The 12,636-nt window shown below is 68.8% G+C and carries 10 protein-coding genes; 4 read left to right on the forward strand and 6 right to left on the reverse strand.

Going from position 1 to position 12,636, the window contains the following annotated elements; all coding sequences use genetic code 11:
* Positions 1–77: 77 nt before the first annotated feature.
* Together ACN28C_RS04525 and ACN28C_RS04530 are read right to left on the reverse strand one after the other, a co-directional pair.
* Entirely contained in the window at positions 78–875 is a 798-nt protein-coding gene (locus ACN28C_RS04525) for an ABC transporter permease subunit (RefSeq protein WP_422772326.1), read from the reverse strand.
* Positions 872–1,771 carry an ABC transporter ATP-binding protein gene (locus ACN28C_RS04530; RefSeq protein WP_422772327.1) on the reverse strand — a complete coding sequence of 300 codons (900 nt, stop codon included), beginning with the start codon at positions 1,769–1,771 and terminating at the stop codon, positions 872–874. The genes ACN28C_RS04525 and ACN28C_RS04530 overlap by 4 nt, the downstream gene beginning before the upstream one ends.
* 374 nt (positions 1,772–2,145) lie before the next feature.
* Between ACN28C_RS04530 and ACN28C_RS04535 the strand changes: the two genes are divergently transcribed.
* The 3 genes from ACN28C_RS04535 (at position 2,146) to ACN28C_RS04545 (ending at position 4,792) form a co-directional block, all read left to right on the forward strand.
* Positions 2,146–3,345, forward strand: a complete 1,200-nt coding sequence (locus ACN28C_RS04535) for an NAD(P)/FAD-dependent oxidoreductase (protein WP_422772328.1) — start codon at positions 2,146–2,148, stop codon at positions 3,343–3,345.
* Entirely contained in the window at positions 3,342–3,725 is a 384-nt protein-coding gene (locus ACN28C_RS04540) for a DoxX family protein (protein WP_422772329.1), read from the forward strand. Before ACN28C_RS04535 ends, ACN28C_RS04540 begins: the two co-directional genes overlap by 4 nt.
* A gap of 173 nt (positions 3,726–3,898) precedes the next feature.
* Positions 3,899–4,792 carry an RNA polymerase sigma-70 factor gene (locus ACN28C_RS04545; RefSeq protein ID WP_422772330.1) on the forward strand — a complete coding sequence of 298 codons (894 nt, stop codon included), beginning with the start codon at positions 3,899–3,901 and terminating at the stop codon, positions 4,790–4,792.
* A 51-nt stretch (positions 4,793–4,843) separates the two neighbouring features.
* Here the strand turns inward: ACN28C_RS04545 and ACN28C_RS04550 are convergent, their stop codons facing one another.
* From ACN28C_RS04550 to ACN28C_RS04565, 4 genes are all read right to left on the reverse strand, one after another.
* Complete coding sequence (locus ACN28C_RS04550) at positions 4,844–6,559, reverse strand: carboxylesterase/lipase family protein (RefSeq protein ID WP_422772331.1); 1,716 nt, start codon at positions 6,557–6,559, stop codon at positions 4,844–4,846.
* A 211-nt stretch (positions 6,560–6,770) separates the two neighbouring features.
* The gene (locus tag ACN28C_RS04555) at positions 6,771–7,445 is read right to left on the reverse strand and encodes a hypothetical protein (protein WP_422772332.1); all 675 of its coding nucleotides are present in this window, start codon (positions 7,443–7,445) and stop codon (positions 6,771–6,773) included.
* A 25-nt stretch (positions 7,446–7,470) separates the two neighbouring features.
* Positions 7,471–8,043 (reverse strand): hypothetical protein, encoded by a 573-nt coding sequence (locus ACN28C_RS04560; protein ID WP_422772333.1) that lies wholly within the window; start codon positions 8,041–8,043, stop codon positions 7,471–7,473.
* Between the two features lie 24 nt (positions 8,044–8,067).
* On the reverse strand, positions 8,068–9,186 hold the full coding sequence (locus tag ACN28C_RS04565; RefSeq protein WP_422771730.1) for an IS630 family transposase: 1,119 nt from the start codon (positions 9,184–9,186) through the stop codon (positions 8,068–8,070).
* Positions 9,187–9,622: 436 nt separating this feature from the next.
* Here ACN28C_RS04565 and ACN28C_RS04570 point away from each other — a divergent pair, with 436 nt between their 5' ends.
* Positions 9,623–12,388 (forward strand): BTAD domain-containing putative transcriptional regulator, encoded by a 2,766-nt coding sequence (locus ACN28C_RS04570; RefSeq protein ID WP_422772334.1) that lies wholly within the window; start codon positions 9,623–9,625, stop codon positions 12,386–12,388.
* The last annotated feature ends 248 nt before the right edge of the window (positions 12,389–12,636 follow it).

The raw sequence follows: 12,636 nt of genomic DNA on the forward strand, positions 1-12,636 counted from the left end.
CACGGCGAGAACTGTATGGTCACGGTCGGTTCTGCCTCGTCCGGTGCCGACGACGCCCACCGGCACCGGACGAGACGTCAGACGGCGAGATCGCGTCGCTCGAACGCGGCGGCGGCCACCCCGACAAGGACGGCGATGACGGCGGCCAGGACGAGGAGGTAGCCGACGTGGAAGCCCGTGTGGAGCGGGTCGGCGCCGAGGTAGTAGTGGAACGGTGAGAGCCAGCGCAGTGGTCGAACGGTGTCGAACTGGTTACCGAGGGCGTGCAGCAGATACGTGGCAACGGCGACGCTGCCGGTGGCGGCCAGCACGACGGAACGTCGTCCGACGAACGCGCTGACGGTGAGGGCGAGGGTGCCGAAGCAGAGTCCGACCAGCAGCAGGCCGAGGGAGGCGGCGCTGATCCTGCTGGCGCCGACATTCATCTGCAGCGCGGCGGCGAGGGCGAGGACGAGCAGCCAGGCGACCGCGCCGACGGCGACCACGGCGACGGTGAGGGCGGCGAAGCGTTGCAGGACGAACCGGCGGCGGCTGATCGGGTTGGCCAGCAACAGGTCGAGCACGCCGGCGTCCTCCGGCCCGGCGATCGCGCGGGTGCCGAAAACGGTCGCAGCCATAATCATCAGTAGTGGTACGAACACGGTGTAGATGACGGCCTGCAGGTAACCTGCGCCACTGGACAGGTCCTGGAATCCCAGCGCGGTCTGCATCCCCTGCGGGATGCGTTCGGCGGCGGACTCGGCGGCCTCCGGATCGCCTTTGAACCCAGACCAGGAGGAGACGTAGATGACGACGAAAGCACCTGTGCCGATCATCCAGCCGGCGACGGCTCTCCGGTAGTCGCGCAGGGATTTGCGGATCAGGCTGGGGATCACGACGTCGTCTCCTCGGGCTGGTGGTAGTAGCTGAGGAAGGTTTCCTCCAGGTCGGGTTCGCTGCTGATGAGGTCGACGACGGTATGCCGGCCGAGAGCCTTGATCAGCGGGTCGAGTTGCCCGTCCACGGTGCAGCGCAGCACCGGTCCTTCCACGGAGACGTCGGTCACACCCGGTAGGCCGGTGAAGTCGGCCGCCGCCGGCGGCGCGGCGAAGTGCACCTCGACCTGGCGGACGGCTCGTCTGCCCAGCGACTCGACCCGCTCGACGGCGACCAGCCGACCGGCGCGGACGATGCCGACCCGGTCTGCCGCCGTCTGCACCTCGGCGAGTACGTGTGAGGACATGAACACCGTCTGCCCGGACGCGCGGGCCTCGCGGACCATCTCCAGGAACTCCTGCTGCATCAGCGGGTCCAGGCCGGTGGTCGGCTCGTCGAGGATCAGCAGCTCCGGCTCGTGCATGAACGCCTGCACCAGACCGACCTTCTGCTTGTTGCCCTTCGACAGGCTGCGGATCCTGCGCGACAGGTCCAGTTCCAACCGCTCCGCCAACTCGGCGATGCGTCGGGCGGACACGCCTCCACGGGCGTCGCCGAAGAAGCGCAGCAGCTCAGCCACCCGTTCCCGACCCTCGAACGACAGCTCGCCCGGGAGGTAACCGATCCGGCGGCGGGTGTCGACGCCGTGCCGGGGAACGGCGCCGAGCACGATGGCGGTGCCCCGGGTGGGACGGATGAAGTCCAGCAGCAAGCGGATCGTGGTCGTCTTTCCAGCTCCGTTCGGACCGAGATATCCGAACACCTCACCCGGTTCGACCCGCAGATCGAGATCTTCCAACCCGCGGCGACCGCCGTAGAACTTTGTCAGGCCCCGGGCCTCGATCACCGAGTCCACGACACCTCTCCTGACCCGGTGCCTAGTAGCGACGTGTCGGCTCTGGCCGGCGCGCGACGGATTTCAACCATGCCGGCAGCATTGTCCCGGCCCCGGTGGTTTTCCAGGCCGATGGCGGGACAGATCTCGACGGTGTTCGCTGCCGAACCTCGGCAACGAACACCGTCGGGGATTCGCCCTGGTGCAGCCCCTGTGGTGACGGGAGACCCGCAGCACGCTATCCGCGCCGCAACCCGCTGTGCGCGTACTCCGCGTGTCGAGTGGTACTCCGCGTGTCGAGCCCACGACCGTCAAGTGGTCTGCCTCACACAGGGTCAGGACGCTCGGCCACGAGGTGTCTTGAGGTCGAAGCCCCTGGAAGCGGAGGAATCACTATGACTGGGAACACCAAGGTGGTCGTGGCCGGCGGTGGGTACGCCGGAGTCATGGCTGCCAATCGCCTGACCCAACGCGATGACGTGGTCGTGACATTGGTCAACCCGCGTCGGACATTCGTCGAGCGGATCCGTCTGCACCAGGTGGTCGGCGGGTCCGACGACGCGGTCGTCGACTACCGGGAGGTCCTTGCCGATGGCGTCCGGCTGGTGGTCGACACGGTCACCCGGATCGATGCAACCGAGCGCAGCGTGACGCTGGCGGCCGGCGGCACGGTCGGCTACGACTACCTGATCTATGCGGTGGGCAGCGGCAGCGCCGACCCGGGTGTGCCCGGAGCGGCCGAGTTCGCCTACCCGATCGCCAGCCTGGAGGAGGCGCAGCGGCTGCGGCCGGTCATCGAGGCCGCTGCCGCAACGGCCCCGGTGACGGTTGTCGGTGCCGGCCCGACCGGCATCGAGACCGCCGCCGAGTTGGCGGAGGCGGGCCGTACCGTGACCCTGGTCTGCGGCGGCGTGCTCGGCCCGTATCTGCATATGCGCGGTCGGCGCTCGGTTGCCAGGCGGCTGGCCAGGCTCGGGGTGACCGTGCTCGACGGCCCCGACACGACGGTGACAGCGGTGACTCGCGATGCCGTACGGCTCGGCGGCGGCCGCGAGGTGCCGAGTGAGGTGACCATCTGGACGGCCGGGTTCGGCGTGCCGGACCTTGCCGGACGTAGTGGGCTGAGCACCGACGCGCTGGGCCGTCTGCTCACCGACGAGACGTTGACGAGCGTGGACGATGAGCGGATCGTGGCGGCCGGAGATTCGGCGGCGCCGTCGGATCTGCCGTTCCGGATGAGCTGCCAGGCCGCGACGAGGATCGGCGCGCACGCTGCCGACACGGTGCTGGCCCGGATCGCGGGTGACCGGCCGGCCCCCATCAACCTGGGGTTTTTCGGCCAGTGCATCAGTCTGGGCCGGCGCGCCGGCATCTTCCAGTTCGCCTCCAGGCACGACACCGCGAACGGGTTCTACATCGGTGGCGGCCTGGGCGCGAAGCTCAAGGAGTTCGTCTGCCAGCACACCGTCAAGCATCTGGCGAACGAGGCACGCAAGCCCGGCTCGCTCACCTGGGTCACGGACGACAAGCGCCAGGAGTTGCTGGCGGCCAGGCGTGGCGGAGCGTCGGCCACGAGGCAGGAAAAGACGGCATGAACCTCGCTCTCTGGATCGCTGCCGGGCTGCTGGCGGCAGTCTCCGTGACCGGCGGCATCACCAAGATGTTCGTCCCCAGGGAGAAACTGGCGGCGCTCAATGGCGGGGAATGGACCGGGCACGCCGGCGTCGGCTTTATCAAGACCATCGGGGTCCTCGAATTCCTGGCCGCGGTTGGCCTGATCCTGCCGGCCGTGCTCGACATCGCACCGTTCATGGTGCCGGTGACGGCCGTATGCTGGGTACTGCTCATGGTCGGCGCTGCGATTATCCACGTCAGGCTCGGTCAGTTCAGGTTGGTGATGGTGAACCTGGGCTATGTCGCTCTTGCCGCCTTCATCGCATGGGGCCGCTTCCACCTTGAGCCCTTTACCGGCTGACGAAGATGCGCCGCTGGCGGGCGGTGTGGGTGTCGGCGCGGGTGGTCCGAAGCCCGAGCCGTCCGCCGGAGCGGCTTCGGGCAGACCGACCGGCTGCTCGCCGTCCTGCTGTTGATACCCGACCAAAGGCGTTCGGCGACCAGTGCCGGCGGCGAGCAAGAAGGGGTTGAGACATGAGCGACACCACCGACCCGGCGACCGAGACGTTCGTCGCCCATCGCAACCTGCTGTTCACCGTCGCATACGAGATGCTCGGATCGGCGGCCGACGCCGAAGACGTCCTCCAGGAAACCTGGCTACGGTGGATCAAGGTCGACCTGGAGCACGTGCGCGACCAGCGTGCCTACCTGGTCAGGATCACGACCCGGCAGTCACTCAACCGGCTGCGCAGCTTGAAGCGCCGCAAGGAGGCCTACCTCGGCCCCTGGCTGCCCGAGCCGCTACTCACCGCACCGGACGTGGCCGAGGACATCGAGCTCGCCGAGAGCATGTCGATGGCACTCATGCTCGTCCTGGAGACACTGTCGCCGACCGAGCGTGCCGTCTTCGTGCTGCGCGAAGCCTTCGATGTCAGCTACGGCGAAATCGCCGCCGCCGTCGGCAAGAGCCCTGCGGCCGTCCACCAGATCGCGCACCGTGCCCGACAACACGTCGATGCCCGCCGCCCCCGCCAGGTGGTGTCCCCGAGCGAGACCCGGGCGGCTCTGGAGGCGTTCAGGCTCGCGGTCGAGACGAGGGACCTGCAGGGTCTCCTCAACGTGCTCGCCCCCGACGTTGTCCTGGTGGGCGACGGCGGCGGCGTCAAGCAGGCTGCGCTGCGGCCGGTCACCGGCGCCGAGAGGGTGGCCCGGATGTTCTTCGGGGGTCTGAGCAAGGTCGAAGGCACGCTCACCGCTGAACTGAGCATGGTCAACGGCAACCCGGCGCTCCTCGTACGCCTGGACGGCCAGATCGACGGCATCATGGCGATCTGCGTCGAGGATGCCCGCATCACCGGCCTCTACTACGTCCGCAACCCGGAGAAACTGACCCGCGTCGAGACCGAAACCCCGCTAACGCTGCGGTGAACCGGTGGGACGGCGACCCGGGAATCGCGACCGCCGTCGGTTTGCGCGTGGCTACAGCAGGCCGAGATTCTCGTCCGGGACGTTCCCCCACGCGCGTCGTTCTGCGGCGAAGGGATCCTCCACCAGTTGCGGACGATGGTCGAGGAGCATCGTCCGCCGCTTCGTCCCGTACGGCGCCCAACGCCCGGTCCGGCTGGTCGAGGGGTTGCCGGTATGGGCGAAGGCCAGCCAGGCGTCCTGGATGCTGGTCGACAGGGCGTCGATCGCTGGACCGGTGCCGTTGAAACGCTCGTCGTGGGTGCCGAAGACGAGTCCCAGGTCGAGCGCGTGGCAGCAACCGAGAAGGCCGTCCAGGATGGGGGCCGGATAGGTGCCGAGGAAGTGGTGGGCGGGAACACGGTGGTGCCCTTTGGCCTCCACGATCCGAACTGTCGGCATTCGAACCGCCCGGTCGCCCTCGATCGCCATGTGCAGGTCAAAGGGGCTGGTCCAGCCTCTCCCTCGGGCGGCCATCAATGGACGGTACGTGTTGATCAGCCGCTGGACGTGTCCGGTGGGGATGAGGATTCCGAGCCGTTGAATGAGTTGCTCCTCGGTCATCGGCGGCAGCGGGCCGTGTCCCAGGGCCAGTCGGTGCTCGTCGAGCTGCGACCCGGCGAGCAGCGAGACATCGGACGAGGCGCCGTTGCGAATCGCGTCGATCGGCCGTTCGAGCAGGTTGACCCCGTCGATGACCGGGAGATAGTGCATCGCGCCGAGGTGTGGGTCGACCTCCGCCATGTGCGGCACGATGGCGGAGGACGCCTCGACCATCCGTTGCGGGGTGAGCGCCCTGATCGCCTCCACGTCACTCGGTCTGATGTGGAGGGAGTTGAGGTAGATCTCCGCTATGAGTTCTGCCCGCTCCACGGTCTGCGCCGTGTGTCCGGCGCCGCTCTGCAGGATCACTCGACGGAACAGACCTCTGGCGGGCGGGGAGGCCATCAGGAACGCGCAGTCCACCGCGCCCGCGGACTGCCCGAAGACCGTGATGTTGTCCGGGTCGCCGCCGAACGACCGGGCGTTCTCGTGAATCCATTGGAGCGCGGCGATCAGGTCGAGCCGGCCCTCGTTGCCGGTCGACGGGATCCGGCCGCCGGTCACCTCGTTGAGGTTGAGATAGCCGAGCGCGCCGAGCCGGACGTTGACCGTCACGACGACCACGTCCCCGCGGCGGGCCAGCGAGCTGCCGTCATAGTTGGGCTGGCCGCCGGAACCGAACTCGTACCCGCCGCCGTGGATCCAGAACATGATGGGCCGGCGGGCGTTGTCCAGACCTGGTGTCCAGACGTTGAGGAACAGGCAGTCTTCACTGCGTTCGCCGGGCACTGTCAGGTATGCCTCGGAAAATTCACTGGGCGGCTGCCCATGTTGCGGTGCGACCGCGCCGAAGGACGTGGCCGACCGTACGCCGTGCCACCGCTTCTTCGGCTGCGGTGGCAGCCACCGCCGGTCCCCGACCGGAGGTTCGGCGTAGGGCACACCGCGGAAGACGAAGAGACCCGCTTCTTTCGTCCCTGCCAACCTGCCGCAGCTGGTGCGGATGACCGGATCGGTTCGGGAACTCGGATGCGGGGTCGCCGCGGCCGGTCGGCCCGAGGCCGTCGCCAGCGGGAGGGCAAGACCAGCCCCGAGAAGAGTTCTCCGGGCGATGCCAACCTGCTTCCCTGCGACGGCGCCAGGGAGTGAGGTGCCGGTCCTTGCAGCCGTACGGCGAAACGTAGCCATGCCGACCACCCTCGCCCCTGCTCACTCGTCTTTCCAGATCGATGTTCTGACAGGGGCCGGGTTCTTCCTTGCCGAACCTCAGCAACGGAAGCGATCCGGGCCCGCCAGGCGTACCGACGACGCACCGTTTCACCGCCGGGTGGTCGCACCATTGACAGCCTGGGCGGCCCCCACCGAGCGAATCGGCTGGAGGCCACCCAGAAAGGGATGGTCAGGTTGCGCCGGCCATCTGGTGGATGGTCGCCGTGAGCTGGTCGACGGTGCGAGGGCTGCCCCACGCGGGCGCCAGCTCGGAGTGCTCTGCCGAGATCGCGTACATCTGGTTGTCCCCGGCGCCCTGCAGCCACAGGCCGTCGTTGTACGCGGCATACAACCGTGCCTCTGCGGGGACCACGTCCGGCCGGACGACCGTCGTCTGCTCGTTGGGACGCCAGCCGGTGATGTCCTCAAGGACCGCCACGACCTCGGCCTGTGGGTTCAACGCGTCCAACTCCTGCGGCGTAGCCTTGCTGCTGATGGCCATCGAGATGTAGACGCGACCGTCGGTGATCATCGTGGCGTCGCCGTCGAGCACCTTCTCGACGGCGATGATGAAGATGCCGTACGCGCCGACGGCCCGCTTCGTCACCTCCGGGTCCGCGCTCGAGAACCGGATGCCGTCGGTCACCCTCACGAGGGTGCCTCTGACGACGAGGTCTGCTCTGCCGACCGCGTCGTCCGGCGAGGTGAGCGGCTCGTAGTCCATGTCCATGCCCGCCCCCGCGAGTTGGGTGAGCCGCTGGACCGACCGGTCCGCCGTGCTCGACGGGTCGCCGGCCGCGCCGCTGGAGCAGGCGGCGGCGAGCGCGACGGCCGCGGCGGCAATGAACGACCTGAGGATTCTCATCGGTGTCGACTCCTTTCCGGCCCGCTCAGTAGCGGCCGTTGATGTGGCCGATGTCGTGGGAGTGGTAGGTGCGCCACTTCATGTCGCGGCTCGGCACCTCGCCACTGATCATGGCGCAGTCGTGTGCGCTGGGAGAGTGGTGTCCCAGACCGACCGTGTGACCGATCTCGTGCACGGCGGTCTTCCGGCGGTCGTACCAGTCGTCGGTGCCCTTGTCGAGCTCGGCGAAGTCCATGTCGACGACGGCGCTGTTACAGACGTTGCTGGACGTCCAGTCCGCACACCTGGTTTGTCCGCGAGTGCCGGCGGGCAGGTTCCACACATACCACTGGATGTCGCTGCCGGACACGCATGCGCCGGGGCTGGGGCCGTTTCTTTCCAGGAGGGTGGTCATGTCGGTCGGTTGGCCCAGCCGGTCCATCGCCCAGTAGACGACATCTCGGTACGGGGTCGTCCAGCCGGACCCCGCGAAGCAGAAGGCGTGGCCGCTGCTGTCCGCGTACCAGGTCTCCGGGAACGGGGTCGCCTGCGCGCTGCCGGGCGCGACCACCAGCGCGCCGGTCACCACGAGGGTGGCCGTCGCTAGTGCGTTGTCCATGAACGTTTGCCGGGTCTGAGTGGGTCAGGCGGCCTTGAGCCGGGGCCGTCCCCAGCGGTGTTGTCGTTCGCTGCGGACGCGGGCTCGTTCGCGGCGTTGGGCGGCGAGGACGTCGGGGTGGCGGGCGTTGGCGTTGCGCCAGCGCAGGTATTGCTGCAGCTTGCGGGTCAGGACGGTGTGGTTGGGGTGGTTCGAGTTCGCCATGGTGAACGTGCGCAGCGGTCCGAACTGCGCCTCGATCGGGTTGGCCCAGGACGCGCTGGTCGGCGTGAGACACAGCTCGACCTTGTTCCGGGCCGCCCAGGCCCGGATCGTCGGGGTCTTGTTCGCCGACAGGTTGTCCAGGATGACGTAGATCGGTGCGCCGTCCGGCCGCGTCCTGCGGATCGATTTCAGCGCGGACAGGGTGTGATCGGCGCCTTTGCGTCGCCGGTTCACACCCCAGAGCTGGTCGTCGCCGAGGCTGTAACAGCCGTGGAAGTAGCGGATGCCGTGCGTGCGGTGGTAGGTCGCCGGCAGCCGGTCCGGATGCGACCGCCGTGCCCAGCCGCGGCCGTGGTGCGGGCGGATCGACAGCGGCCCGAACTGGTCGAAGGCGAAACACCGGTTCGGGAACCTGGTGGTCACTTCCTCGATCCGGTCGAGTTTGGCATCGAAGTCCGGGTCCTTGGATTCCTTCCAGGTGCGGGTCCGCTGCCAGCTGACCTCGTTACGGCGCAGGATCTGCCGCAGCCGTTCCCTGCCTACGTTCACGGTCCGGGCAGCGTCGGTGGCGAGGTAGTCGGCGAGTTTGCGCAGGCTCCAGCAGGTGAAGGGCCGCCCGAGCGTGCTCGGGCGGGCCTTGGCCGTCGCGACGATGAACGCGATGTCGTCGTCACTGATCAGGCGGGGACGGCCTCCCGCCCACTGAGGGTCCAGTGCGCGAAGACCGATCTCGTTGAACGCGTGGATCACGTCACGGACGGTGTCCTCGTGCCCGGCGATCAGGTTCGCGATCGCCGGCACCGGTGTCCCGGACGCCGACGCCATGATGATCAGCGCCCGGCGCACCCGGACCGAATCATGCTTACCCCGGCGGACCAGTTGTTGCAGCTTGCGGCCCTCTTCCTGCGTCAGCCGCCGTGCCCTGACCGGCTCAGCCAAGCCGTCACCTCACTCTCAACAGCCAATATCACCGCCGTTGAGAGTGAGGCTTCGAAGACGACTACCGACGGACATGTCCCGGTGTGTCGCCGATCCGGTGAACGTTCATGGACAACGCACTAGCAGTCGTCCAGCCTTGCCGATCGTCCTTCTGATGGCTGTCTTCGCCATGTGTCACCTTCCATCACGGGCCGAAGAGATCTCGAGGCGCGAGCACGCTATCGACCCGTACTCCGAAGGCGCTCCGAACCCGCTCCGAATCTGGCGCCAGACACCCACGTCGCCGGGCTCGGGCAGGGACTCGTCGAAGAACGGCGCCGAGCCACCCTCCGTTAGTTCAGAGTTCACCCGCCCGCTGTGTGTCGACCACACCGTCCGGGCTGGACTGTCTGCAGATCCTGGCTCGATCGGGCCGGAGCCTGTGGAGGAGACCCGATTGCTTTACCACGTCCTGGGGCCGGTCGCGGTCCACCGTTCCGGTGATTCCCTGGCCCTCGGCGGACCGAAGCCGCGGGCACTGCTCGCCGTGCTGCTGCTGAACGCGGGCCGGGTGGTGTCGGAGGAACGACTCATTGCGATGGTGTGGGGTGACGAGTTACCGCCAAGCGCACGGGGACAACTGCAGACCCACGTGTCCGCGCTGCGCAAGGCCCTCGGCGCCACGGTCATCCTCCGGCGCCCGCCGGGCTACCTGATCGACGTGAGACCGGGTGAGCTCGATCTCGACGAACTGGACGACGCTCTGGCACAGGCCAGGGTGGACATGGCAATGCGGCAGCCCGCCGCGGCCGCGACCCGGTTGCGGGCCGCGCTGGCGTTGTGGACAGGGCCGCCGCTCGGCGGCGTAACCGAGCCCCTGCTCGCCGCGGAGGGCCCGGGCCTGCGGGAGCGGCGGCTGGCCCTGCTGGAGGCGCTGTTCCAGGCGGAACTGGACGCCGGCTCGCACGAGCACGTCATTGGGGAGTTGCTGCAGGCGGCGCAGGAAAACCCGTACCGGGAGCAGTTGCACGCCCAGTCGATGCTGGCGCTGCATCGATGCGGTCGCACCGCCGAGGCGCTGGAGGCTTTCGCGAAGGTCCGGGGCCGGCTCGTTGCTGGGCTGGGCGTCGAACCCGGGCGCCTGCTTCAGCAGGCCCAGCGGCGAATCCTGCAGGACGAACCGGTGAAGGCAGAAACCGTGCCGGCCATCCCGCGACAGCTTCCCGCAGACGTGCCGTCCTTTGTCGGCCGCGCGGCGGAACTGGCGCAACTGGACGCTCTGCTCGGCAACACCGACGTGCCCGAGGCACGGATCGTCGCCCTCATCGGCACCGCCGGGGTGGGCAAGACCTCGCTGGCCGTGCGGTGGGCGCACCGGGTGAGAACGCAGTTCCCGGACGGGCAGCTCTACGCCAACCTGCGCGGTTTCGATCCGGCCGCCCCGGTCGTCGACCCCGCCGAGGTCGTACGCGGATTCCTGGACGCTCTGATGGTGCCCGCCGAACGGATCCCGACCGGCCTGGACGCCCAAGCCGGACTTTACCGCAGCGTACTGGCCGACCGGCAGGTCCTGATCGTGCTGGACAACGCCCGCGACACCGAGCAGGTCCGCCCGCTGCTTCCCGGCGCGTCAGGCTGCCGGGTGCTGGTCACCAGTCGCGCCGATCTCACCGGTCTGATCGCCACCGAGTGCGCTCGGCCCGTCCCGCTCGGCCTGCTCAGCGATGGCGAGGCCTGGGAGATGCTGGCCCGTCGCCTCGGCGCGGAGCGCCTGGCGCGGGAACCGGACGCGGTACGCGAGATCATCACGGCGTCCGTGCGGCTACCGCTCGCGCTGGCCATCGTCGCCGCCCGCGCCGCGACGCACCCGGCCTTCCCGCTCGGTGCCATCGCAGAGGAACTCCGTGAGCACGACGGCGAGTTGGACGTCTTTGACGGGGGCGCCCCAGCCAGCGACGCGCGCGCATCCTTCGCATCGTCGTACCGGACCATCAGCCGGGAAGCGGCGCGGGTGTTTCGGCTGCTGGGGCTGCACCCGGGGCCAGACATCTCCGCGGCGGCCACGGCCAGCCTCGTGGGGATCCCGCCGCGTGCGGCCCGCCGCGCGCTCGCCGAGCTCACCCGCGCCCACCTCCTCGTCGAACACCGCCCGGGCCGGTACACGTGCCACGACCTGCTGCGCGGGTACGCGGCCGAACTGACCGGACGCCACGACGGCGACGCCGAACGGCGGGCGGCGCTGCACCGCATGCTCGATCACTACCTGCACACCGCCTGGTCGGCGGACCGGCTGCTCATCCCTCAGCGCGACCCGATCGACCTGACGCCGGTGCAGTCGGGCGTCACCACCGAAGACCTGGCGGAGCAGCAGCAGGCGCTGGCCTGGCTCCAGGCCGAGCACCCGATTCTCGTTGCGCTGATCCATCGGATGCCGGCCGGGTTCGACACCCACGGTTGGCGCCTCGCCTGGACGCTCGCCACCTTCCTCGACCGGCAAGGGCACTGGCATGAGTACGTCGCGACACACCGCGTCGCGCTGGATGCCGCCCGTCGGCGGCAGGACACCGTCGGTCAGGCTCATACCCACCGCAACCTCGCTCGCGCCTACGCCCGGCTGGGCCGGTACGACGACGCGCAGGACCACCTGCACCGAGCTCTGGATCGCTACCGCGCATGCGGCGACCGCGTCGGCGAGGGACACGCGCACGGCAACCTGTCCTGGCTGTTGGAACAGCGGGGCCGATACGCCGAGGCGCTCACCCACGCGTGTCTGGCGCTCGGCCTCTACGGGCTCACCGGCGACAGGGCCATGCAGGCCAACGCACTCAACACGGTCGGCTGGCAGCACGCGCTCCTCGGTGACTACGACGAGGCCCTGAAGCACTGTGAGCAGGCCCTGACGCTGCTGCAGGCACTGCACGACCGGTTCGGCGAAGCCGTCACGTGGGACAGTATCGGATACGTCCACCAACGTCGTGGCAACTTCTCGCTGGCCACTGAGGCCTACGAGAACTCGATCGAGATGTTCCGAGAGGGCGCGGACCGTCTCAACGAGGCCAGAACCCTCACCCGGCTCGGCGATACCCATCTCGAGGGTGGGCAGCCGGACGCCGCCCGCCGGGCCTGGCGGCGAGCCCTCGCGATCCTCGACGAAATTGGTCACGGCACCGCCGATGACCTCCGCGCGAAACTCGAACCGGTGGAGCCGCGTACCGGGCCGTGACGGTCCCCACCGATTCCGTAGATCGCCTGGCCCAGACTTCTTGTCTGTAAGGGACGGATCGACAAAACTGAGGACTGAGAGCGCTCTCACGGTCTCCTGGCGCCGGACGGGCCGGCCGACGGCCCCGCTCCGGCGGGTGCCGAAGACCGCCGCGAACGCCAGGCGGGAGAGCACCGGATGTGGCCGCCGGTCTCGAACTCCAGTTACTCGGCGGCCCGAGCACTGAGATCGGTCAACCACCGCATCGG

Source organism: Plantactinospora sp. WMMC1484 (assembly GCF_049315195.1).
Taxonomy (GTDB): Bacteria; Actinomycetota; Actinomycetes; order Mycobacteriales; family Micromonosporaceae; genus Plantactinospora.